The sequence below is a fragment of the Candidatus Omnitrophota bacterium genome, from assembly GCA_028715965.1.
GTDB lineage: Bacteria > Omnitrophota > Gorgyraeia > Tantalellales > Tantalellaceae > JAQUQS01.
This window is the reverse complement of record JAQUQS010000006.1, coordinates 1-25,070: the sequence shown is the minus strand read 5'-3', so window position 1 is coordinate 25,070 and position 25,070 is coordinate 1. Positions and strand designations below refer to the sequence as shown.

Genomic DNA, 25,070 nt, shown 5'->3' with positions numbered 1-25,070 from the left:
CAGATAACCCTAAGGGCTTCAAGACATATCTGGTACACTTTCAGCCGGGGAACGGATCAGGCGCGCGTGCTTATCTCTTCCCTTTGTATATCATAGAGTTCGGACAGAATATTGATATCCAACGGGGTAGCTTCCGGTATGAATACGTACTTCCTGTATCCGGACCGTTCGTCCCGTATGAACCTGATATGCGGATGCGTCCCTTCCGGAACCGTCTCCCCGAACGCCAGGTTGACCGCTATTTCCAGCATCTCGACCAGTCTTACATACGAGTTATCGCCGAAATCCTCCGGGAGCTGGATCCCGGCGAAGAAAGCCCCTTTTTCGACTTCGTTCCCGCGGAACATGTTCAACGACTCATGCTCGATAGCGTTCTCTCCTGCCAGGATGATCATGTTGGAGATCGGGGTTCCGCGCTTATCCACTTCTTCGCCAAGAGCCCTCGCAAGGCTGGCGGCATCTTTTCTTCTCCTGACAACGATATTCCGCATACCCTTTTTACGGGAAATGTAACTCAGCCTGTTCAATAAGCCCTGTATGGCCGCCTGCTGTTGTCCGGGTATCCAGCTTGTATCTATACCGATCACTATATCCTCATCTTTTTCACCGGCCGTTCCCGCCATGGCAAGTATATGGTACATAAGCGTATCCACGAGACTGGCGGCCTTCTTACCTTCTTCTTCCGGGAACACGGAACGCGCTTCCGCAGGTGGCGCGCTCTCACGTTCGAGTTCCAGGAATACACCATTCCACCAGATCGACGCGGTCTGGTCCTTTGTGGAAGGATACGGCATACCCGTAGCTTTTTTAAGAGCGTCCGATATCGCCACTCTTGTCCCATCCACGCCCTTGCGAAGGACCGCGGCCTTGAGTATACGTTGGGCTTCCCCTGAATGTTCCCTATCAATAAGGTCCCGTTTTGCCAGGTCCTTCAGCAGCTCCCTGATGAACTGTCTCTGCTTCATGTCGAGCCCATGCCGGTCCTCGCCGATGATCTCAGGTATCAGGGCAACATGTACGTCCAGATCATACCCCGGTACCACATGGTCCACGCTGCGCGGGCTTATATGGAAATTTCTTATCCCCGGCATGGTCACGGCCTTGCCGGCTATCGCGAATATTATACCCTTGATATCGGCTTTGCCGTTTTTTCTCATATTCAGCGCTACGCGCTCCTGTTTCGGCAGCTTGTCCTCGAACACCTTTTCTTCGACAATAGAGAGGTTGGCATCCCTTCCCTCCGTCTTTGATTCTCCCAGGTACATGCCTTCCGGGAGGTCGTTCTCACCGGGCTTGTCCGGATATTTCTTCATATCGACCTCCAGGAGGAAATCTATTTCCGCCCCATATCCGGTGACCCCCAGCTCAAGCACTTTGGAATGCCTTATGTTCTTTTCGACCTCATACGCCTCCACGAACTCGCCGAGGAACTCTTCCTGGAACCGCCCCGTCCGTGTAACGCCCATTTCAAGAAGTCGCACCACGCCGGGTGTGCCGCTGGCTATAAAATGATCCATCGCCTCCAGGACATTACGAAGCGTGGGCTCTTCCTGTATCCTGGCGAACGCCATGCTGGCATGTTCGCGAGAAGCTATCTTGGCCCTTATCTGTTCGGGCGTATGGCGATAAGACAGCGCGTATGCCGCGGAGCCAGCCTCGTCATCACCTTCTTCCTCATACAAGCGCTCATCAAGCACCTCCACCGCCAGGCCGGAATATTCCATAATGAGATCCCTGACCTCATCGGACCTGTTGTTGATAATTACCGCTTTACCGGAGGCGGAAAGGTGTTTCGCTATCTGTCCCGACATTCTTTTCAGCAGGCGTCCTTCACGGTCGGACGAATCCAACTCATCCTCTTCCAGTTCCGATACTCCTGCCGCGTCACTCCAGATAGCGTGTGGCATATTGAACACAATAAGGTCATATCTTTCCAGCCCGGACAAAAGATCGTTCCTAAAAACACGTACGCGCCCATCGGCTATTTCTTCCGCGCAGGTAAGCCGGGCGTTCTCAACCGCTATGTTCCTTATGTCCACCGCGTCGACCACCGCGCCCCGGGCCGCGGCCTCTTTCGCCTCAAGCCCCGTACCGGAGCCTACGATGAGCACTCTCTTCCCCGGACCTGCCAGATCGAACACGGCGTCGCACGCCATCATGCTGGGCATACAATCCGGGGCGAACACCCCCGGGAGCACGGTAACTTCCGACATGCCCTCTTTGCCTTCGCCCTCTTGTCCCCAAGGTCCACCATCTCCCAATATCTCCACGACCTTGCCCGCCCTGTCCCATCGGGCATAAACCTTCGATCGGTCGTGCCTGACCTTCCTGATAGACACGATACCATCATCAAGGAGCACATCCTCGATGACCTCAGTTATATCTTCATTGTTATCTTCCGCATCTTCGCCATACATATCGGTAAGATCCAGGATAATAGCCTGTTTCGCGTCATTCGTCATGCACAGCGCTATCGGCGCATGGCCATATTCGATCAGGATAAGCTCCCCCTTGGGGGTCGTTCCGCGCTTAAGCCGAAATATCGAGCGTAAAGTGCTTGCGTTGACATCGGCCAGTCCTACTATGGCCGACCTGGTCCCGTTAGCGTTCTCCTTCCAGCCCAGCGCGTTCCTTTCCACACCAAGCGCCCTGTATACGGCCAGGGCCTCCTCCTTGTCGGGAACAAGGGCTTCCTCCGCGCTATGGTCGAGCGTGGTCCCATATGACTGGCCAATAACACCGATCTGCTCCCCAACCGCCGCATCCAGCATCAGGTCCAGCGCGTGCTTTTTGTCGGAAACCGTCGGACGGCTCCCAAGCCCCTTGAGTACCTCCTTGACCCTGGCCATAAAAGATGGTGACATTTTCCCGATCGAGTATTTCGTCCGGTCTCCATCATGTTCAGTAACGATCGCCTTAAGGTAAAGCAATGTGCCTATGTCCCTTTTGACGGTCTCGATAGAAAGATGTCCGTCGGGCATGCGCCCCCGGGTGGAAAGTCGCAACTCTTCAGCTGTAATTGGCTTATCTTGCGCGAGCAATAACATGAATATGTCGTAAGGAGACCCGGCAGCCGCGTTCGGGACAAAAGCAAGGGTTAAAAGCTCAAGGCTGCCGTGATACGGTATCGCGACTTCCCCGGCAGGCACAAACCCGATTCGGACGGCTTCTTTTTTCAGGTCCTCTTTTTCCTTATTCCTTCCTCCTCCGGCAATGATCATGGCCGGTTCCGGGAACTTATTGGCTATATCCGCGATAAGGCTGGTTTTATCCTCACCGGAATCGGTATAATCGAACCCCGCATCCGGGAAATCGTAGCATAACACCGCGCCGGCCATGGTCTGGGCGGGCACATTCCCCAGGTCTTCGCGGAATATCTCCGCTTTACCTGACATACCATTGAGCTTCACGTTCATATCCAGGATATCGTCCTCTTTAGTTATCCCGGACATCCTGGCTATTCTCTCAGGTAAAGCGGGCCTTACGGCCGGGACATTGTTCTCTATCAGCACCGCGCGGGCCGCTTCCAGCTTAAGCGCCGCGTTAGCCAAAAGCCCGTTACGGGAACCGATGTCAACGAACGTCCTTCCCTTTATCGCGCCCCGTTCCGACTGCATAACTAATAGTATCCCTATCACCGAGGGCAGAAGGCTTAACTGGTCCACGAATGCGCCGCTTTCGCGCCCGATCACTTTATGGGAGTAATTCCTCCACCCCTCTCCGTCATCGTTCTCCGACAGAAAAACATGCATGGGGTATTTTTTCAGTAAGGCCTCGAACTCTTTTTCCTTCCCAAGCGAGATAGCGGCCGTTAAAGCGTTCGGGTTGATCACAAATATATCCCCGGCACGAAAATATACGGGTTCGCCTATAGCCCTGTCATAACTCGTCATTGAATATTTATAATTGTGTCCTCCGACCATAGTCTCTCCGCGAAATACGGTACCCGGCTCGGGAACGAATATACTTTCCAGCGCGTCTTCGAACATATCCGGCGTTATGCGCCTCTCTCTGCCGGTTTCCATATACGGCGGCCCTGCTTTATGTGCACGCTGACGATACCTCCGGTGTTCTTCATATCTTGCCATACGCCTTTCAATGACCGACAGTTCTTTTTCCGCGTCCGACAAAAGCTGACCGTACATCTCGAGGGGCGTATTGATCCCATAATCCTCGGACCGGGCGAAATGCATCTCAAAGATAGTCTTCATCCTGCTCCTGAAGAACTGGACGTGTCGGGCGAGTTCCATGGCAAGCGGGATAGGCACGTTCTCTGACCCGAACAAGGCATCGCTAAGTTCTTTTTGTCTTCGCAGGATATCCTCGCCCGGAACACCTACAAGCTCGGATACTGGCAGGCTTAACGAAATACCGAAAGCGTTGACCCGTTCTGCCAGGGATACTGTACCTTGCGACAGGATGTCCTGAGCGTCATCGATAAGAAGGTTTATATGCGCGGCCGTAAGCCCTTCCGGTCCGATGGCTACTCCGGCATAGCTCCTTCGCGGGCGGGATGTCCCGCGTGTAAGGAAAGATTCTTCCGGCCGGGCCGGTGAGATGTCCAGCTTATCGACAAATTCGCGATCGTGTTCTATTACATCCTCAGGGCTATCGCTTTCGGAAATATTCCCATGTATGTTCATCCATGTCCCGTTCTTGCGTTCCGGGGGTTTTATTACATGCTGGGTCTCTTCCAGTATGATGCGGGCAAGGTCCTCGACCGAGACGCGCCCGAGAAGCACCTCTCCTATCCATATCGTCGGGTCAAGCCCGTGCCGGCTCCGGCTAAAACCAGTTCGCGTGTGGACGATAGCGCGTTCAGACGCTTTCTCCCCGACGACTACCTCTCCCAGTATCACGCTTAGCGTTATTTTCCGCGCCACGCCGATAATATCGTTTCTTTGTGCCGGCGTCAGGTTCCTGAAGTTATCATGCCTGTCAAGGACCGAGGACAACAATGCGGGTTCTTTTGCTTTACGTATCTTCTCAAATATTCCTGTGTCCCCAAAATATCCGTTAACTCTTTTCTCCATGGGAGGACCACGCTGTGACATCCCCTTGGAAGATACTGTTCTCGCGAAAGAAGCGTCCGCGTTTATCTCGAACACCTTGCCTGAAGCGATATGTTCCAGGATGAACGGGTTTGTGGTGTCTCCGTCGGGCATACGATCGAACAGGGCGCCTCGTGAAAGGGACATGTCGGGTGAAGTCGTCTTTTCCACTGCGGGGCCATCCATCATACCAAAATATTCGTCAACGGTCTTTTCAAAAAGAGGCGAATCCCACAATAAGAGATGGTCCCAGCACCCGGATACCGTTACGTCGCCCGAGGGGAAATTATCCCTGTATTCCTCGGGAAGAACGAACCTCCCCTGCTTATCCGTCTTTACCCGGGACCGGCCTTTCCCCGGATATACATAGACTCTCACCACCCCCGGCTCGATATTCGCGACAGGCTCAAGATACAGTTCTCTTTCTGAAAAAGGATTTTTATTCTTCTTTTTGGCCGTCGACAGGTTTTTCAACATACGTACCCTGTTACGATCATTGGCAAGAGTGCCCGGGTCGGTATGCCAAAGGAAATGTTCCTCCCTGTCCCCGGTCGACATATCCGGTGATTCCGGTTTTACATCCGTGGCATCCGGGGCTTTCTTCCTGACCCTCATTCCCGAGCCATAGTAATATTCGACAGTCCGGAGCATAAGGCCGTCCCAGAAGACTGCTTCAGGGTTCCCTTCAAGCAGGTCCCCGGTGAAGGCTCCGGCGCCGCGAACACCAAGTATACGCTCCGGAGACACTTCGGGGAAACTCAGCTCATCCTCATTGGTATGATCGTCAGTTATCACGAACCCGCCAGGCTTTATGGCCGCCGCGATCTTTCCCAGGAAATACACGTACTGGTTCGGCACATCCATAGCGGCTCTCTGGTAATACATGTCCAGCAAACCCATTGACCCCCTCCGGGCAAGGAGTTCATTGAGATCGTCTGGATATTCTAAAGGCTTGTGTATGGCTGCCGGCACATAGATTATCCGCCGTTCTTTTTTCCCTTCTCCGGGATACGCCCACAGGAACCTTATGGACACCCTATTGGGCCCGCCCGGGAATATCGAGACTTCGTCTATCCCCAGGATATCGGAACGTTCTACTCCTATCGAGTGGAGTTCCTGTATGATCCTGTCTTCCATCCATATCCCCATACGCGGGTTATGCAGGAGGGCCACCTTACCAAAACCGAACTCATATTTATACGCGGCATACTGGTCATCCCACAGAGGACAGGACCATGTAGAACAAGCCTTCCTCAGGCGGTTTTCGGTTATCTCCGTCGAATCCACGAAGATACCGGTAGTACAATTAGTGGAAAGCAGGAAATTCGATATGTCAGCGCCCGCGGCGGCGTAAAGCCCGGTCATGGGAAGGTTATCCGGGTTCACTACGCGTTTTACCGCCTGGTCATGGCCTACATAGCATGGCGCGAGAAGCGCGTTCTCGGAAGGACGCACATCCAGGAAGGACCGGAACTTATCGTAGTATTTACCCACGAATTCACATATTTGGAGTACTCCTCGTTTTGTCAGCTGCCCGTCCCGGTCGTAACATCGTATGTCCTGGTCATAACTGGCGGCTATATCGAGGACATCGTCGCAGGCTATGCGTTCAAGATCAAAAGATCCCGCCAGAAGGTCCCTTATTGCCTTGTCAAGTCCGGGAACCTTTCTCATGTTCTCTATGTAGACCTTGATCTCCATCGAACATGCCCGGACTTCTTCCCAGAACTCTTCGGCCGCGGGCCCAGCGCGCGTATCATGTTGGGTCTGATGCGCCAGAAGCGCCGTAAAGATCACGAGTTTGGGGATGAACTCACTCTCGTCCTTTATATCAAAAAGCCATCTATCCATCCAGATATGGTTCCCATCCCTCATGGCCAGGCGGCCGAAACCACTGGATATCTTTATTCCGCACCTGTTCTCCCTGATAACAGTACGCATGAACGCCCGCGCTTCGCCTGACTCTTCAAGGAACGTTGCCATCACATTCCTTTCCGAGGTTGTATTAAATACGGCGTTCTCTCTGGCCAATAAAGCCGCGTCTTCATCCTTCACTCGGCTATCTTTGCCCAAAAGATCGGATTTTACCGGACCGTACCATGGAGGCAGGTCCACTAACGGCTTCCTGCTAAGTACGTACCTGCATCCCGTATTCATTATACCGTTCTCCGGCTCGGCTACCTTGAGGCTGAACGGGACATCATACAGTATCTCTTTTACCATGGTGCCATGGAGCCTCGTAAAGATCCGGCTTCGCTCAGGAAGGCCTGACAATTTTTCGAACAGAACACGCCGCGCTTCCGGAGCGAGCTGCCACAGGACAAAACTCATATAAACAATATCCGCGCTCCGCGCCTCGTCATCGTGGGGCCTGACCATTTCTTCCAGTATATTCCTCTCACCTACTATACTCCCCCTGACGAATTCTATCATCCCGGCCTTTTTTATTCTTTCGCGATACTTCGCGGAATCGACCAGGTCCCTCAATGTTCTTATGGCCTCGAGCTCCTGCATATCTTTTCCTCGCCGGAATACCAGCTCATCCGCGTCATAGGGGAACCCTTCTTCCAATATCTTTTCTATGCGTCCTCCCACCTCATCGTTTATATCGACCGCCTTTATCTTCACGGTCACACGTTCGCCAAGCCTCCCCCACTCAGGATGCTTATCGAATTCCTCCAGGACTATAGCGGCGAATAGTACGGGCGTAAGATGCCCCGAACCCAGGTCCCATAAGGTGATCACCCGATCTTCTTCTTTTTCTTCACCTATCTTCTCCTCGACAAGACGCGGGAGCTCTTTTCGTATGTTTCCGACAACCCACGCGTGTCTTTTAAGGTTCGTGGTGGCCGGGTGTTCGAGATATTCCATGATATCGAGGTATGCCAGCGTCGGGTCACTTCCGGGAAAAGTAAGGCTGACTATCACATCGCTCACATAGGCTTCCATATCAGCCCGATACGTCCGTGTGAAAACATCTCGGGACGTGATATCCTCGTAATAAGATTCCTTGTACTGAAGTCCTATTTCTCTGCCGAGAAGGTTCTTGAGCATGCGTTTTTTTTGCACTTCGCCTATGAAGAAGAACCCCACCTCCTTCTCCTTCTGGTCCTTCCGCCTCAAGGCGTCGTTCCCGACGAAATTATAGAATCTTTCATTGCGGATCATGGCGTTAAGTATGTGGCGGGATATATACATCCGGTATTTTTTCTCATTATCCGAGACGCCGACATCCGCCAGCCTGAAATATATCTTGTCCATAGTGGCTTTATATATCCTGTTCATGAACTTGTTATATCCGGGCGCGAATTTCGCGCTTAATATCTCCTCAAGCACCTCGAAAGCGGCCACGCTTCCCATCTCATCCTCATTAAGTTTCATATGGCTGAGGAGTTCATCCATGATCATTTTCCTTTGCTCGGGACTGGCCGTTTCAGAGGTGAACACTTGTTCCAGCATTATCAGGCCGTTGTAGTCCTTCTTACGCACCATCTCGAAACCCTCTTTGAAATATGCCCGACATACCCCATATTCATCATTGGCCTCTACCACTACCCTCTTCAACTTCCTCATAACAGCCAGGACCCCGTCTCTCGAGACCTGGTCACCTATGTAGACCATTATGGCCCTCACGCGATCTATCGCCCGGCGCGCCCCACCGACAACGCTTCTCACGATCGTCATGACCCTGGCGAAGAATGGCGTACGGCCCTTTGCCTTCTGACGGCGTAGGAGGCTTTCATAATAGGACAATATTTCTTCCACCGCCGATAATTTTCCGCGCGTTATGGTCTCAAGGGACCTCCCTTCAATGATCTCATCCACGGTACGCGCGGCAATGGTCTCTTCGAACGTCGGATTTTCCCTGTCAAGGGTATCAACATATAAGAGGATGACCCTCCCCAAACGGGTGAATACGCGGACTTGTTTCAGCGTTTGGAACCCACTGGTAAAATCATTCGGGGTGGAGACGGCGTCCACACCCAGCACTGTCCTTCTTTCCCTGAGCTTTTCCTCGCTTTTTTCCGCCACAGCTATGCCGTGCGGGACCGCGGTCATGAACGGCGAGGACTTCGTCTGGAACACGGTATCATATATCTCCGGCATTTCTTTATTTATTTGCGCGACATGTTGCAGCATTTTTTCGAATACATCTTCTATCTGTTCGCGTGCCGCTGCCGCGGGTATCATCTCCATATTCTTCACGACCAGGAGCGCTTCCTTAAGATCGGCCTCCATCGCCGTAAGCGTTACCTCGGGGATAAGCTCCCTCCCCGTCTCCTTGTTCCTGTCACGCTCTTCCATCACCATTTCCAGCATTTTCTTCTCAATATCCGACAGGGTAGCGTCCCTTCCTTCTTCCCCCTCCGACGACATGGAAAGCATCCACATATCGCTAATAAGCCTCAACAACCTAAGTCCGCATCTGGTCCTTTGCCTGAATTCGTTCTCCATATCATCAAGCGCTTCTATGCCCCTTAGCCCATGTCTTTCAAGGTCCTCCGGCAAAGCGCCTATCATGAAAAGGTTGTGATGACTGTTCTCGGAATACACGAACCTCATGTTCTCTGTCATGAATTCGGCAAGCCCTATGATCTTGGGATGGAACCTGTAGGCCTTCCTTCTTTCGGCGGCGAGCGTCTCAGGGGTAACAATTTCTCCCCGTCCCCTGATGGTCGCGGCAAGTGTTCTTTCGAAGGCATCCGCTTCCACAAGATCACTTATCTCCCTGTCCGTAAGGTTCTGCAGCATTACCAGGTCACCAGCGGACACTTCATGCAGGGCGCTTTTTTCACCGGAGATCTCTTTTAGTTTCTCCAGGTATCCGGGTGTGATCCCACGCAAGTAAGTAAGTTCCGTTGACGATATTTCTCTAAGCTTATCTATCGTGGGAAGAAGAGCCGATAATTTACGGACCCTGTCCGCCAGTTTATCGAGCGAACTCATGACCGCCGGCCCTTCCTGGACACTGAGCGTAGGCCACAGGTCCTTGAACCTCTCATCCCCAAGAATGCTCCTGAGGAAAAAGTGTTCGGATTTACCCATGAGCATAGTGACCCTGGGGAACCTCCCTGAAACAATATGTTCCTCCAGAACATCAAGCGCCTCGTATCCGTTCTCCGTTTTCCCGAGATAGTCCCCCATGAAAAGTATATGCCTGATGTTCTTCCCGTTCAGCCATCCAAGTAATGTTTCCAACCTTTTTACTTCTCCGTGGACCTCGCTGGCTATGGATTCACGCGCTATATTCCTATGCTCTATGCGGTCAAGCCTCCTGTGGTAGAACGTCCTGAGATCCCTCAACCTTCGCAGGTCATATCGCGTGGACCTTATGTCAACTTTTGTCGTTCTTAGTGTCACCGAACTATGTTTTGTGAACCGTTTGGTCTGTTTTTTTATGAGTTCGATCTTTTTCCTGGACCTCTGCCAGTTCCTTCCATCATCCGCTATGATAAGGACCGCGTGTTGCTTCGATGACCCCTTGATCGCGGCAAGGAGCTGTTTATCGTCGCGATTCACGTCATACCCGGCTTTCACCACTACGATATCGTCCGGCCGGCCTGGTACGGTTATCAACTCAACATTCTTATGCCCGTCCCCGCCTTTCAGCCAATCCCTCCAATAGAGCATCTGTCCGGTCTGGGGATCATATGTACGTTTATGCGCGGCTTCTACTATCGCTTTGTCGACCTCTTCATCCGTCATATGCTTCCATTTGAGCCCGGATATCAGGTTATGGCCCGCGAAACTGCGTTTAACCCCGACCTGTCGCGCTATGACCTGCGCTGATATCGGGACAACTATGTTCCACAAGGTAAATCCCGCGAAGAAATAGACATCCGCCGGGATGAAGAACGCTGAGATGACCGTGAGTGCCGCCCCCGCGAAAACCCACGGAGCGCATACGGTAAGGGAAAGAGCCACCAATTCCGTTCTCACCCTGCATGTGCCATGGATCATCTCGTGCAGGTATATGACATACTGTATAAGCTTCGGTATCCTGCGCATAGCCGCTTTTTCGACATACAGTTTTTCCGTGGTATATGAATAATAGGCGATCTTATCCCGGGAATCCGCGTCATGGGCGTAAAGGTTCCGTATGTTTTCCGCCTTCATGAACGGCCTTATCAGGCCGCGCTCTTTTCTATGATAGCGGTATGAGAGCCTGTCCCGTATAAAGTATCCCGTAAGCGTGGGAAGAAGTCCTGTAGCCAAAAGATAGAGAACTCCGACAACGAACCCCTCTATCATGGGCATATGCGGGCCAAAACCTATCATCACGGCCGTAGATATAAAGCCTATGACGGCCGTAGCTTTTATCTTATCGGCCTCTATCGCTCTTCCGTTAATTTCGTTATCTTCGCCTTTTCTCTTTCCACGGGCCCGCCTCATCTTCTCCCTTAAAAGGTCCGAATAATCACCCGAGCCATGTTGCTGTTCTCCGCCTCGTTCGTATAACGTGCTTTCTGATGCCGGTTCTATTCTCTTTTCCGAGCCGCGTTCCAGCCGTATAAGCCTGTCAATTTCGCCCGCTATGACCTGGCGTAGCGCTATCCCAGCTTGTTCGGCCGCGAGCGGTATACCCAATATGGACAATATATACGTTATAAGCTCGTCTCTCCTGGCCGGGTCCCCGCTTATCGACATAACGGTTCTCTTTACCTCATCGTTCGATGCCAACAAAGCCCGGACCTCTCTTCTTGTCCTCGCGTCATTGAACATACCACGATCGGGCGCCCTGCCGAACATGGGAGGTATGCTCCCGGGTCCTTCCATTGCCATCATAACGACCACAGGCATAAGCGCTACCCCGCCAAAGATGGCTATTACGCCCCAAACAGGCACTAAGGCCTGTCCGTAAGCGGGGGCCGCGCCCATAAGGACCGGCAACGAAAGAACCAGTATCACCATCGGGACGATCGCCCGCACTTTTTCAATAAGCCCCGGCCTATCGGCGTTCACGAACGGACTCCCACCGCGGGTCCCGCCGGTCCGGACATCTGAAACTGCCACTTCTCCCGACAACATAAGTATTGTTTGTTCTTTCAGTGTTCTTCTCAGCCGGACATCCCTCGACATAACGGCTACTCGGTGTTTTTTCCCCGCCTCATTTTCGTCGGGCAAAACTCGTTCTATTCTTTCCACTAGGTCTTTCCCGATACCGGCACTTATATCCCATACTGGATATTCGTCCGGGGATACCGGGTGGCCGGAGGTCAATTCTTTCCAGATACGCGCGCAATCGATCCCGAACTTGCTCTTTTTCCTTTCCTCGGACTGGTCCCCCCCAAGATTTATCAAACGGAAAGTATTGGTATAGATATTAGCGGTTATCATGCTCATGTCTTTCCCGGAAACACGTGTATCGTGGTAAGACATGTATCCCAGATCGAAGAGGACTACGTTACCGTCGGCGTCCAACCCCATGTTGGTAAGCTTGGCGTCGCTGATCAGTATCCCCCTGCCGGCCGCCTCGACCATCAGGTCTGTTACTGCCCGCAGCATTTTACGGGCCCGATCCATACATACCTCGTATGTAAGCCCGCTTTCATGGGTGTGCGCGTCATATCCGCGTGAGAGCGATAGGATATATCTATCGAGAGGCAGGACTTTTTCCTGGTAAATACGGCCGTCAATAACGACAAAAGGCGATATGAGCCCTCCCAGGGTATTGCCCGCGTTGAGATAACTCGACAGGATAAGCGACGCTTCTTCTGGATCGTCGTTCTTGGGGGTTTTCCTGACCATCCCTGTCCTGGTATCGACCTCGACATCCACTTCGTTAGTCTCCTTGTCGACATGCGCCCAGGCGCTTCCGCTCGTAATACCGACAACGTGTTCCCTTGTCGCCTTCATCAGACTTCTGTAGGTCACGGACGGCTCTGCCCCGGCATCCCGGCATACAGCGACGAAAGCCTCCCTGTCTCCGGAATAATAGGCGTTGAGGATGTTATCGGCCTTGGCTTCGAGCGCATCTTTTTCCGCGAGAACGGAATCATCGTCACGCGCGTCACCTATTTCAGGATAACCCGCGTCATACGGAACTATCCCGCAAAGAGTAGCGCTTTCCCACGACCCCTTGATATATTCATAAAGCCCCGGGTTACCAATGAAAGATATCATAACTTCGGGCGAACCTAACGCGTTCACCTTCCCGGCCCCCGCCCTGTCATATATGCTCCCTCCCCCGTCGGCTTCTGCCATAGGCTGATACTCCGGCATTTTCATGAAAGACCGCTGAAATTCTCCGGAAGCCAGAGCTATCACGTCATATCCGGCATATTCTTGTCTTGAAAGCAGGTGTCGTAAAAGCGCGCGGCCGCGGCCTTTTCTTTCTTCGGGGAATTCGGGATAGAACTCATCTATGATTATGACCTTGGTTTCGGGGACCACGATATAAGATATCCTGGCCCTTTCGGGTCTTTCCGCGCCGGGATAAGTGATGTCCACATAATTCCTGGCAGTCCCCAGGTTGCTATCATATTCCTCTGACACACTGAAGCTATACCCCTCATCCAACAGGTCCTGGTATGTAGTATCTGTTCCTTCTACGGCCGCACTCGCGCCACGCGAGACCACTTTCCCTATCGCCACGACCGCCTTACCTGTTCCTATCGGGATTTCCTTCACGCCGGATTTACTTTTCGGTCTTCCATCCTTGAGATAATACCGGAATTCTTTTTCCACACCCAGGTCATCCAGATATTTCAGGCAAAAAACATCGTTCTCCTTATAAAGGTCTTCCCATTTTACGCGCGAAAAATCTATCCTGTCCTCAAAGTTGGCGATGTTGGAAGCCAGGACCTTTCTCACCCCAGAGGCACTTATCGAACTTCCAAAGCGGTCAAGTATCCTGCCGATAAGAAAACTGATATAAACTACTCCAGCTTTTTCCTTGAGGTCCCGAGTAAGCTCACCGGTATATAACTGGTCGGCGCTCACAATAAGACGTCCGTTCTCGTCGCGGGTGACCGTAGCTATTGGATTATTACGCGAGGGCGCGGAAAGATCCCCGTTGCCTTCCGTGGTCATTTCTCCACGCAAAACAGGTCCCGCCGCCTGCGAGACATCGTTAAACACAAGCAGCAGAACAAGAAATATCGAAATGATCTTTGGTATTATCCCGGTTTTATACGTATGCATACTTTGAAAAATATAACATTATTATATATAGTAGTAAACGCTAAACATGTGCGGCATTATATCATAAAAAAGCTAGTTAAGTCAATAAAAATTGTGTTCGCGCGTCCTCCCCGGGCTTTCGTGTAACATATTTATTTGCAATATCTTATAATCCGGATAATGCGTCAGGGCCTTGATTTTCCCTTAACTTAATGCTATTATTATGATTCAGCCATATTAACAGGATGGGTCCGGTGAAAGAAAATAATATAATTTGTTGCGGGAATATCGCTTTTGACCTGATATCTTCCGCCCCCAAAAAACACGGGCATTGTAAAATACAGGCCCGCCCGGGGGGATCTGTGCTGAATACAGCTGTCCACCTTGCCAGACTAGGGCTTCCCGTATCTATAATGGCCAAGACCGGAACGGACCGTCTAAGCGGCATACTGGTAGATGCCTTGAAGGGATCTGGCGTCGACACCTCTCTTCTGGTCCCCGATAAAAAAATAAGGACCGGGCTTGCCATAGCCAGCCTGGATAAGAACGGTAATTCCTCATATATTTTTTACAGTCCCGAGGGAAAAGACGCGGCTTTTACGCGCGGACAGCTCACCGGTAAGCCGCTTAATAATGCCGCCGCCTTTCACGTCGCTTCCCTGTACGCATACAACGATCATACGTTCGAGAACTCGTTGTATCTACTGGAGCAGTCGGTAAAAAAAGGGGTCTTCTCAACCTTCGACCCGAACTGGCGTCCACATAGGGTCAAGGACAGGAACAAGGCCATCCGGCGAATAAAAAAGCTCATTGATATTGTCTCTCTGCCCAGAATGAGCGAATCCGACATAATGGCCATAACGGGAACACGGACATTGAGCAAAGCACTACGTTGTATCCGCCCCAATACGGTGGTGACCCTGGGAGAAAAAGGCTCCCTTTTCTGGAACGGGAAGAGAGAACTGTATCAGCGGGCCTTCAAAGTAAAGGTCAGGGACACTATCGGGGCCGGGGATGCCTTTACCGCGGGACTGATATACATGCATTATATTAACGACAATAACTCGTTCTGGGATAATATGCGGGACAACCTGGAATTCGCTTCCGCCGTTTCAGGGGTCGTTTGTTTAGGGACTGGAGCTACGGAAGCTCTGAAAAGCCTTAGGCAGGTGCGTCTCTTGATGGGCCGCCACGGCAAAAAGAAAACCCGGCCTTGACGTTGTCCGTCCCGACCGGGCATTTATCACTTTTTATCGGAAGGCCTGTATATTATTTCGCCTTTTCTCACTATCCCCAACTTATCCCTGGCTACTTTCTCCAGATATACCGGGTCGTTCCTTAGCCGTGCGAGCTTCTCCTTGAGCCTTTCGTTCTCTTCCTCAAGAAGTTGTACTCTTTTTTCCTGTTCCTTTTCCTCTTCCCTCATCCTCTGAAGCTCAGAGAATCCGGGGAGGAAGACCACATACAGGACCACCGCCATTATAACAGCGTACAGCGTTATCTTCTTCCCTTCCATATCGCACTGCCGTATACGGCCTCTTTCCCGAGCGCCTCTTCGATCCTGAGAAGCTCGTTGTATTTACATATGCGGTCCGTTCTACATATAGAGCCTGTTTTTATCTGGCCCGTACCCGTAGCCACCGCGAGATGGGATATCGTAGTATCTTCCGTTTCTCCGGAGCGATGTGACATTACCGCGGTATATCCCGCTTTCTTCGCCATGTCTATGGCCGCTAACGTTTCGGTAAGCGTGCCTATCTGGTTCACTTTTATGAGAATGGAATTCGCTATACCCTTATCCACGCCCATTTTCAATCGTTCAGTGTTGGTAACGAACAGATCATCGCCTACAAGCTGTATTTCCTTGCCGATCTTGTCCGTAAGCTCTTTCCACCCATCCCAGTCGTCCTCGGCCATACCATCTTCAATGGACACTATGGGATATCTACTTACCCAGTCCGCGTAGAACGCGGCCATTTCCTTCGGTGTCTTCTTCGGACTGGCCTCAGCCTCAAGCACGTAATTGCCGTCTTCATAGAATTCGCTGGAAGCGGGATCAAGCGCTATATAGATATCCTTGCCCGGCTTGTACCCAGCGGCGGTTATCGCCTCGAGGATCACTTCAACAGCTTCTTCGTTGGATTTGAGGTTCGGGGCGAACCCGCCTTCGTCACCTACCGCCGTAGAGTGTTTTTTCGCGTGAAGGATCTTTTTCAGGTTATGGAACACTTCCGCCCCCATCCTCAAAGCTTCCCTGAAAGAAGGAGCGCCAAGCGGCATTATCATGAATTCCTGGAGATCGACATTATTATCCGCATGCTGTCCCCCGTTGATAATATTCATCATGGGTACGGGCAGGATATTAGCTTTGTCCCCGCCCAGATACCTGAAAAGCGGTTGCCCGGCCGATATCGCGGCGGCCTTCGCGGCGGCCATGGAAACCCCAAGGATGGCGTTAGCGCCAAGCCTGCCCTTGTTCGGCGTGCCGTCAAGCTTGATAAGCACATCATCCAGTTCCTTCTGTCCCTTCGCGTCCATACCCATGACTTTCCCTGATATTTCTCCGTTAACATTGGCTACGGCTTTAAGCACGCCTTTGCCCATATATCGGGACTTATCCCCGTCACGGAGCTCTACAGCCTCATGTTCACCGGTAGAAGCCCCGCTCGGGACCGCGGCGCGTCCCAGAGAACCATCTTCCAGCACTACATCAACCTCGACTGTCGGATTCCCGCGGGAATCCACAATCTCTCTGCCTATTACTTTCGTGATCTTTGTGGACATCTCTCTCTCCTTTTCCTTGGATTACGTTATCACTGAATAATGACTTTCCTGCCGTCCATCTTAAGTTTCCCGGAAACGAACAGCCTTACGGCCTCAGGATACAACCTGTGTTCCACTTCATGTATCTTCTTTTCAAGCGCGTCAAGCGTGTCTCCGCTCCCGATCCTTACCGGCTCCTGCAGGATTATCGGCCCGGAATCCAGGCCTTCGTCGACAAAATGTACGGTCACACCCGTTATCTTCACTCCACATTCATAAGCGTCCCTTATCCCATGGACCCCCTTGAATGCCGGCAAAAGCGCCGGATGTATGTTCAGGATCCTGCCCCTGTATTTTTTTACCAGCTCAGGACCCAGTATACGCATATAGCCGGCAAGTACCACTAACTCTATCTTTTCCCCTTCAAGCTCTCGCAGGATATGGTCGTCCAGGTCCTTTCTCGTCATCTCCCCGGAAAGCTCCTTGATAACTGTTCTTATCCCGTTCCGCTCGGCCCGCTTTAACGCGAACGCGTCCTTGTTATCGCTAAGAACAAGGACTATTTCGCCCGAAGATAACTGTCCATCCTTCTGGGCGTCCATGAGCGCCTGAAGGTTAGTGCCATTACCTGAAACAAGAACCGCGATCCGCATAATGAACCGTCTCCGTGGTCAGATATCCTTTATGACCTTCGTAGGACATTTGACCTGTAATTTAACCACTTCATCGATCTTCCCCTGTTTTGAGTAATCCGGTACGGACAAGTTATCAACCACCGTGAAATACCCTTCTGTGGACAATTTTGCGCATATACCACACGCTATACAGCCTACGCCGCAAACTTGCCTGACTCGTGGCCCCAAGTCGTGTGAATTACACGCTACGTAGAATATCTTTTCATGTTCCTTTTCCTGGAGAGAGATCACCTTCCTGGGGCATGCTGCCACGCATTTGCCGCATCCTGTGCATTTTTCGATCGACACCCTGGGTAGCCCTTTATCCATGGTGATCGCCCCGAACGGGCATGCTGCCACGCAATCACCGAACCCCATACATCCATATTCGCACTTCATCCCTCCGCCGAACGCCAGAACAGCGCCCCGGCAAGTGCGCACACCCTTATATTCCGCCGGAGGGTCCTTGTGGTCTTGTTCCGCCGCGCAGTGTATCACGGCGTATTTAGGCACAACATCCCCGGCTGTCCCACCGGTTATATCGAATATCTTCTTGCTGTTCTCTTCCGGAACGACACGACATTTGGATGGCGATTCCCCATCGCGGACTATGTGCTCGGCAAAATCATGGCAGCTTAAAAAACCGCAGGCTCCGCAATTCACTCCGGGCAACAGTTTGCTTATCTCCTCGACCCTGGGATCATCCTTTACCCGCAGCTTCTTGTCGGCAAAGACCAGTACCGAGGCGAAGAATACGGTCAGGCCTACCATGCTCAGGATGGAAGCCATCATTATGCTATCCACTTATCAACCCTCCAAACCCCATGAACGCAAGCGCCAGCATACCGGCGACAACAAGCGTTATCCCGGCGCCCTTAAGCGGTTCAGGGATGTCCGCGAACGCCAGCTCTTCCCTTATGCCGGCCATTATGACAAGAGCCAGGGTGAACCCTATGCCCGCGCTGAAACCAAACACTACTGATTCAAGAAAATTGTAGTCCCTCAGGACCATGAAAAGCGTAAGCCCAAGTATGGCACAGTTAGTCGTTATAAGTGGCAGGAATATGCCCAAGGCTCTGTAAAGTGGCGGCGACATTTTTTTAATGAACATCTCGACGAACTGTACGAAACTCGCTATTACGATTATGAACGCCACATATTGCAGGAAGACCAGGTCATAAGGCAAGAGTACATAATGATAGATCAACCATGTGAATGTCGCGGCCATCGTCATAACGAAAGTAGTGGCGATGCCCAGGCCTATGGAGCTGTCTATCTTATTTGACACGCCTATAAAAGGACAGATGCCAAGGAAGTACGTTAACACGAAATTGTTGGTTATGCTCGCGGCAAGGAAAATAAGGACAAGTTCACGCATGCTTTATCCTCTTTTCTTTCATCTTTTTGTCCGCGACGTTAAAAAGGCCCACCAGAAGTCCCAACGTGATAAACGCTCCCGCGGGCAGGACCATGACTATCCAGTTCATGAAGCCTTCCCACATCACGCGATATCCGAAAATCGTACCCGCGCCCAATATCTCCCGAATGGACCCGAGTATCACAAGCGCGGAAGTGAACCCTAACCCCATACCCGCGGCATCCAGGAAGGACCGCCCGACCCCGTTCTTGGAAGCGAACGCCTCCGCCCGACCCAGGATAACACAGTTGACGACTATAAGAGGGACATATGGGCCAAGGGCTTTGCTTATCTCGAAAAAATTAGCTTTAAGGAAATAGTCCGCGGCCGTGACGAACGTGGCTATGATAGCCGTAAAGATGGGTATCCTCACCTGGTCAGGGACAAGCTTTCTTACCATCGATACTACCACGCTGGACGATACCAGGACAAAGGTCGTCGCCAGCCCCATAGACAGCCCGAATATCGCCTTAGTGCTGACCGCCAGGGTCGGACACATGCCCAGCACTTGCACGAATACCGGGTTCTCTTTCCACAATCCTTTTATTATATCTTTCGTCGCGGTCATTTTGTCCCCGCCTCCCTGAGCTCGGATATTCTCTTATTAAGAAGATTGACCACCGCTCTTGAGGATATCGTGGCCCCGGTTATGGCTTCTATCTCATAAGGCTTCGTCGGCTTCTGGTTCTTAACATATTCTATCGCGTGTGCCACATCAAGTCCGTCGAACTGTCCCCTGAAACTGTCACTGTTTATTTCCGCCCCAAGTCCCGGGGTCTCCTGCGACTCAAGGACTTCCATGCCCTTGAGCGACGTGAAGCCAGGGTCCGACCCGGCGAGCACCTTGATCACTCCTTGATATCCGTTCCCCTCTGCCGTAAAAGCGTATCCAAGCATTTTCCCCGAAGCGTCTTTTACGGTAAAAACCCCCTCTTTAGGGCTTTTTACGATATCCTTGGCTGACGGGAATATCGTCCGTATGGCTTTTTCTGTTTCGTTGTTGAGATTAACCTTTATTTTCGGCATTGAATAATTGTAAACGTAAACTAGCGCCATGCCCGACACTATCCCGACCGCGACAAGGGATACTATTATCTTGACGACCTCGTTCCCCAATATCGAACTTATGATGTTCTTATTTTCCATGGGTCACCCCGAACCTTCTGGGCCTGGCGAACCTGTCTATAAGCGGCGTCACCGCGTTCATTAGTAGTATAGAGTACATCACTCCCTCGGGTAGCCCTCCCCACAGCCGTATTATCATCGTTATCAGCCCGCAGCCGATCCCAAAGATCCATCTACCCTTAGCCGTGACCGGGCTTGTCACGGGATCGGTCGCCATGAAAAAAGCACCCAGTAAAAGTCCTCCGGCCAGAAGATGGAATACCGGGCCTACATACGATCCCGGAGCTACCAGATGGGTAACAGTGGAAAAAAGACCAACAGTTCCTATGTAAGCGACGGGTATCCTGTAGTCCACTACCTTGATATATAAAAGGTACAGACCGCCGGCTACCAGCGCGATAGCGGACGTCTCGCCTATACATCCCCCGATATTTCCCAGCATAAGAGGCACCCAGGAAGTCGCCACGTGCTCGAATTTCGCTATGCCGAGGGGCGTAGCTGTCGTCATGGCGTCCACACTGAAAGGGTTTGACCATGTGGTCAATGTTACCGGGAAAGCCGCCATAAGAAAAGCTCTTGCCAGAAGCGCGGGATTGAAGATATTGTGCCCGAGACCCCCGAACACTTCCTTTCCTAAAGCGATGGCGAAAACCCCTCCAAGAAAAGACATCCATAAAGGTGTGGCCGGCGGCAAGACCATGGCAAGCAAGACCCCCGTAAGTATCGCGCTCAGGTCCCTTATGGCTACTTTCTTCCGGCGCAGCTTCTGAAGGGCGTATTCCGTGGACACGCATCCCGCTATACATGAAAGCGTAACAAATAACGCGTTCCACCTGTAAAAGAACAAACTGGCCGCTACTGCGGGAATAAGGGACACGATCACTGCCTTCATCATGGAGCGTGTGTCCATGGGAGAATGAATGTGCGGTGATACCGTCAGGGTCAGTTTTTTCATTTACCCCTCTTCATTTTCATTACGTAGGCCTTACCTTCTTTCAGGTATTGTACGAGCGGGATACGTGCCGGGCAGATGTACGCGCATGAACCGCATTCCATGCAATCGAGCACACATAGTCCTTCCGCTTTGTCCATAAAACCCTTTTTTACATTCTTCATTATTTCCGTCGGGACGAGCCGGACCGGGCACACATCGGCGCATTTAGCGCACTTTATGCACTGTCCTTCCTCAAAAGACCTCGCTTTTTGTTCCGAGAGGAGCAGTATCCCGGATGTGCTCTTTATGACCGGCGCCTCAAGGTCCGGCTGGGCGATCCCCATCATAGGTCCGCCGAATATGATCTTTTCCGGCTTCCTGTGGAGTTCCAGCCCGTAATTATCAAGTATCTCTTTCAGGGTAACCCCCACTTTTATCAGGTAATTGCCCGGCCTGTAAAGACAATCTCCCGTAATGGTCACTATCCTCTCTATAAGGGGTTTATCCATATACACAGCCTCATATACCGCGTAGACAGTACCCACATTCTGTATAAGGAACCCTATGTCGAGCGGGAGCTTTCCCGGAGGGACTTCTTTTCCCGAAATAGCCTTGATCAGCTGTTTTTCCCCTCCCTGAGGATATTTGGTCCCCAAAGGCACTATACGTATTTTCGAGATCTCCGGATCACTTGTTTTCCCGATAAGTTTCTCAAAAGCGAATATAGCGGATTTTTTGTTGATCTCGATAGCTATGTATACATTTTTCGGATTTATGACCTTAATGAGCAGCTTAAGCCCCTTTAATATCTCTTCCGTGCACCTTGTCATCAGAGCGTGGTCACAGGTGAGATACGGTTCGCATTCGGCTCCGTTTATTATCAGGGTCTCTATCTCTTTACCCTGGGGGACGTTCAATTTAACGTGAGTAGGAAAAGCCGCCCCGCCCATGCCCACCAGCCCGGCATCATGTACCTTCTCTATGATCTCAGCCGCGGTCATGTCCATAACATCACGAGGCGCATAGACCTTAGGTTCTTTTTCCTTGTCGTGCTCAATAAATATCGACATAGTCTGGCCCAGGACCGGGTGAAAGGCCTTTTTTATATCCGAAACTTTTCCATAAACCGGTGAGTGTACGGGACTTGAGACAAAACTGTCGCTTTTCCCTATGACCTGGCCTTCTTCGACGATGTCGCCTTTCTTTACTACAGCCTGGTTCGGGGCGCCTATATGTTGTGAAAGAGGCACCACAAGCGTATGCGGTACAGCTCCCACTCTTAGGGGCTCTCTTATGCTTATATCTTTGTTATATTCGGGGTGTATCCCACCGGGGAAAGTTGCCAGTTTCATATATTATATATATACTCCTATTATGGCTCCCAACGACCATGAGCTTTAATTATACATACCTTGATAAGTTTGTCAACGATAAGGAGCGTGTCCCAAAAACATCTTGTCCGGGCAGGTCCCCGGACACATCCCTGTCGCCAGGGATACTGCCAAGTTCCTTTCCCCTACCAGGCTACCGACCTTATCGGTCCATTCTGGGGCCCACCCTGGCAGATCCTTCAGGAGCAAATGTAAAATCTGGGTTGAAATACGTTTTCATTCGGTATATAATCATAGCAGTTTATTAATATTTACCCTAAGGGGACACCGTCATGCCGTTAAAAATGTTCAAAAAACTCAATTGTTGCGAAAAATGCCAGAATTACTGGTCTTGCGAAAAAAAATGGTACAGAGGCGAACACAACAAGGAGAACGTTTGTTGCAAACTTTGCGTCTTTTACGAGACCTGTTGGGCCCCGGCACTGGAGCAGAAGAAAAAGAAGAAAAAAAAGTAACGTTCACGTCTATCCCGTTGTCACGTCCCTTTTTATACTATACATTACCATCCCGAACACCCCGAACATGGCGAACATTATGCCTGATGCCATGAGTATATAAAAATTCTCTACATATTTCGAGAGTATCGCGGTGAAGAACATGAACGCGAGGAACGCTATATGGATGAGCGTTTCCATGGAACTGAATATCCTTCCGCGGATGTTCTCCGGGACAAGTGTGTGTACCAGCGTATTGGAACATATGAAGATCGGGGCAGCCGCGCCTCCGACAAGGAATATCAGGCAACCCGCCAACGCCATGGATGAAAGCGTTTTCGCGTACAACGCGAATGCCGCGAGCAACAGCCCTGTGAGAATAAAACTGGCAAATATGGAGCGTATCTTCGACATCTTCTGCCCGAGCTTCCCGTATAATATCGTTCCGGCAAAAAGACCGGTCCCGACAAAAACACCCATTATGCCAAGCGCTTTTGTCCCGCCGCCGAAAACCTCTTGCACGAAAACTATCGCGATACAGAATATCGATCCGATACCGGCCATGCTCACGAACAAAGACGCCGCGACTACCTTCATTTTGTCGTTATCAAAAAGGCATTTGATCCCATCGGCTATTTCCTGCCACATGTTCTTTTTGATCGAACTTTCGATAATATCCCGGGCTATGCTTATCTCCTCGGTCGCGGCTTCCCTTACGTTCCGCGACAATGGAGTTATCAGCATTATAAGTGCGGCGGATACGAAATAGCTAAGGCTGTCGAGATAGAACCCCCACATATACCCGACCCATTTCACGATATACCCGGCCAGCGCGAAACCCAATACAGTCGCTATCATCCTCGTCGTATTAGACAGGGAGTTCGCCGCCAAGAGCTTGTCCTCCGATACTATATCCGGTATTATCGCCATCTTTGACGGGAGAAAGAACCTTGTCGCGGAGAAAATAAGGAAGACCATTATATATACAGGAAGCATCATGTCAAGAAGAACGAATATGGGAATGAAAAGCACAAGCGTGCCGCGTAGTATGTCCGCGGCTATCATTACCTTCTTCCTGTCCCACCTGTCGACATATACCCCGGCTACTGGGCCTATGATAAAAACAGGGATGACCACAAAAAATATCAACTTTGCCAGGGCCATGACCGATCCGGGCGATTTGGCGTATACCAGGGATATCAACGCCATCTGGTTCAACCTGTCCCCAAATTCGGATATTATCTGTCCCAACCACAAAGGGAAAAAATTCCTCTTGAAAAGCACTTCTCTTAAACTGGTCATAACGGAACGGCTCCCGGAAAGGCCTCTGATGTAATCACAACTGAACGGAAAGAAACATTAACTGGAGCCCGCGAGTGGATTCGAACCACCGACCTAAGCATTACGAATGCTTTGCTCTACCAGCTGAGCTACGCGGGCCCTTTTGCTATGCGTAAGATTTTATAATTAAAACCGCATTTTTGCAAGCAGGAATATTTCTCGCCCAATATGGGACAGGTTTACCACAGATACTTATCTTCTCCGCTTAAACCTGCCCCCCAGGGATACCTGATGGCCCAAAGGACGGTATGCGGTTGTCCCCATAAAACCGTTTTGAGCTACAATGCTTAAACTCAGGTAAAAAACGGTTTTATCACCGTATGTCACCCGGCATAGGCCTTACTATGCACCACGCATAGGGGGTTTCGCCCGAACGGGCACTTATATGGACGGTGACACCTCAAAGATACGCCGCCTTGCCCATTCTCATTATCGCCATGTATCGCAAAACCGTGAACGGCGGAAGATGTGCCGTACGCGAGTTCCGCAGGCCCGGAACGCTCCGGGCCGAGGACTGTTTGAGCGGTAGACACTTCTTCCGACGGTCATCATACCACTTGCTTAAACCCACCCGAAAAACGGTATGCGGTTGTCCCCATAAAACCGTTTTGAGCTACAATGCTTAAACTCAGGCGACCGAGGGACCACCGAGTCCCGAGAAAGTGTCGGAGACCCAGAAAGGCTCCGACCAAAAAACGGTTTTATCACCGTATGTCACCCGGCATAGGCCTTACTATGCACCACGCATAGGGGGTTTCGCCCGAACGGGCACTTATATGGACGGTGACACCTCAAAGATACGCCGCCTTGCCCATTC

The 25,070-nt window shown here is 51.3% G+C and carries 13 protein-coding genes and 1 tRNA gene; 2 read left to right on the top strand and 12 right to left on the bottom strand.

What is annotated here, in order from left to right:
* Positions 1 to 56: 56 nt before the first annotated feature.
* The gene (locus PHH49_04315) at positions 57 to 14,195 is read right to left on the bottom strand and encodes a hypothetical protein (GenBank protein ID MDD5488173.1); all 14,139 of its coding nucleotides are present in this window, start codon (positions 14,193 to 14,195) and stop codon (positions 57 to 59) included.
* A 224-nt stretch (positions 14,196 to 14,419) separates the two neighbouring features.
* On the opposite strand from PHH49_04315, the gene PHH49_04310 reads away from it, so the two are divergent.
* Positions 14,420 to 15,391 (top strand): carbohydrate kinase, encoded by a 972-nt coding sequence (locus PHH49_04310; GenBank protein MDD5488172.1) that lies wholly within the window; start codon positions 14,420 to 14,422, stop codon positions 15,389 to 15,391.
* Positions 15,392 to 15,417: 26 nt separating this feature from the next.
* Here the strand turns inward: PHH49_04310 and PHH49_04305 are convergent, their stop codons facing one another.
* Genes PHH49_04305 through rsxC form a run of 9 tightly spaced genes read right to left on the bottom strand, consistent with a single transcriptional unit; the run spans position 15,418 to position 22,439 of the window.
* A complete protein-coding gene (locus tag PHH49_04305) occupies positions 15,418 to 15,690 on the bottom strand; it encodes a septum formation initiator family protein (protein ID MDD5488171.1) in 273 nt (90 codons plus the stop codon).
* Positions 15,672 to 16,958, bottom strand: coding sequence for a phosphopyruvate hydratase (eno, locus tag PHH49_04300; protein ID MDD5488170.1), 1,287 nt, complete (start codon positions 16,956 to 16,958; stop codon positions 15,672 to 15,674). The genes PHH49_04305 and eno overlap by 19 nt, the downstream gene beginning before the upstream one ends.
* Before the next feature lie 29 nt (positions 16,959 to 16,987).
* Positions 16,988 to 17,590 carry a phosphoribosylglycinamide formyltransferase gene (gene purN, locus PHH49_04295; GenBank protein MDD5488169.1) on the bottom strand — a complete coding sequence of 201 codons (603 nt, stop codon included), beginning with the start codon at positions 17,588 to 17,590 and terminating at the stop codon, positions 16,988 to 16,990.
* Positions 17,591 to 17,608: 18 nt separating this feature from the next.
* Positions 17,609 to 18,415, bottom strand: coding sequence for an RnfABCDGE type electron transport complex subunit B (locus PHH49_04290; protein ID MDD5488168.1), 807 nt, complete (start codon positions 18,413 to 18,415; stop codon positions 17,609 to 17,611).
* Complete coding sequence (gene rsxA / locus PHH49_04285) at positions 18,408 to 18,989, bottom strand: electron transport complex subunit RsxA (GenBank protein ID MDD5488167.1); 582 nt, start codon at positions 18,987 to 18,989, stop codon at positions 18,408 to 18,410. Before rsxA ends, PHH49_04290 begins: the two co-directional genes overlap by 8 nt.
* Complete coding sequence (locus tag PHH49_04280; protein ID MDD5488166.1) at positions 18,982 to 19,596, bottom strand: electron transport complex subunit E; 615 nt, start codon at positions 19,594 to 19,596, stop codon at positions 18,982 to 18,984. Before PHH49_04280 ends, rsxA begins: the two co-directional genes overlap by 8 nt.
* The gene (locus tag PHH49_04275; GenBank protein MDD5488165.1) at positions 19,593 to 20,174 is read right to left on the bottom strand and encodes an FMN-binding protein; all 582 of its coding nucleotides are present in this window, start codon (positions 20,172 to 20,174) and stop codon (positions 19,593 to 19,595) included. Before PHH49_04275 ends, PHH49_04280 begins: the two co-directional genes overlap by 4 nt.
* Entirely contained in the window at positions 20,164 to 21,108 is a 945-nt protein-coding gene (locus PHH49_04270) for an RnfABCDGE type electron transport complex subunit D (GenBank protein ID MDD5488164.1), read from the bottom strand. Before PHH49_04270 ends, PHH49_04275 begins: the two co-directional genes overlap by 11 nt.
* Positions 21,105 to 22,439: an electron transport complex subunit RsxC gene (gene rsxC / locus PHH49_04265; GenBank protein ID MDD5488163.1), complete on the bottom strand. Its 1,335-nt coding sequence runs from the start codon at positions 22,437 to 22,439 to the stop codon at positions 21,105 to 21,107. The genes PHH49_04270 and rsxC overlap by 4 nt, the downstream gene beginning before the upstream one ends.
* Before the next feature lie 311 nt (positions 22,440 to 22,750).
* Between rsxC and PHH49_04260 the strand changes: the two genes are divergently transcribed.
* Positions 22,751 to 22,933 (top strand): hypothetical protein, encoded by a 183-nt coding sequence (locus tag PHH49_04260; GenBank protein ID MDD5488162.1) that lies wholly within the window; start codon positions 22,751 to 22,753, stop codon positions 22,931 to 22,933.
* A gap of 9 nt (positions 22,934 to 22,942) precedes the next feature.
* Here PHH49_04260 and PHH49_04255 read toward each other — a convergent pair whose 3' ends face one another.
* Both PHH49_04255 and PHH49_04250 read right to left on the bottom strand, forming a co-directional pair.
* The gene (locus PHH49_04255) at positions 22,943 to 24,214 is read right to left on the bottom strand and encodes an MFS transporter (GenBank protein MDD5488161.1); all 1,272 of its coding nucleotides are present in this window, start codon (positions 24,212 to 24,214) and stop codon (positions 22,943 to 22,945) included.
* Positions 24,215 to 24,276: 62 nt separating this feature from the next.
* A tRNA-Thr gene (locus tag PHH49_04250) sits at positions 24,277 to 24,352 on the bottom strand.
* Positions 24,353 to 25,070 lie beyond the last annotated feature (718 nt).

Excerpts from the sequence above, each read along its gene's own strand:
- PHH49_04315 (MDD5488173.1), bottom strand. The coding sequence starts at position 14,195 with ATGCATACGTATAAAACCGGGATAATACCAAAGATCATTTCGATATTT.
- PHH49_04310 (MDD5488172.1), top strand. The coding sequence starts at position 14,420 with ATGGGTCCGGTGAAAGAAAATAATATAATTTGTTGCGGGAATATCGCT.
- PHH49_04305 (MDD5488171.1), bottom strand. The coding sequence starts at position 15,690 with ATGGAAGGGAAGAAGATAACGCTGTACGCTGTTATAATGGCGGTGGTC.
- eno (MDD5488170.1), bottom strand. The coding sequence starts at position 16,958 with ATGTCCACAAAGATCACGAAAGTAATAGGCAGAGAGATTGTGGATTCC.
- purN (MDD5488169.1), bottom strand. The coding sequence starts at position 17,590 with ATGCGGATCGCGGTTCTTGTTTCAGGTAATGGCACTAACCTTCAGGCG.
- rsxA (MDD5488167.1), bottom strand. The coding sequence starts at position 18,989 with ATGCGTGAACTTGTCCTTATTTTCCTTGCCGCGAGCATAACCAACAAT.
- PHH49_04280 (MDD5488166.1), bottom strand. The coding sequence starts at position 19,596 with ATGACCGCGACGAAAGATATAATAAAAGGATTGTGGAAAGAGAACCCG.
- PHH49_04275 (MDD5488165.1), bottom strand. The coding sequence starts at position 20,174 with ATGGAAAATAAGAACATCATAAGTTCGATATTGGGGAACGAGGTCGTC.
- PHH49_04270 (MDD5488164.1), bottom strand. The coding sequence starts at position 21,108 with ATGAAAAAACTGACCCTGACGGTATCACCGCACATTCATTCTCCCATG.
- rsxC (MDD5488163.1), bottom strand. The coding sequence starts at position 22,439 with ATGAAACTGGCAACTTTCCCCGGTGGGATACACCCCGAATATAACAAA.
- PHH49_04260 (MDD5488162.1), top strand. The coding sequence starts at position 22,751 with ATGCCGTTAAAAATGTTCAAAAAACTCAATTGTTGCGAAAAATGCCAG.
- PHH49_04255 (MDD5488161.1), bottom strand. The coding sequence starts at position 24,214 with ATGACCAGTTTAAGAGAAGTGCTTTTCAAGAGGAATTTTTTCCCTTTG.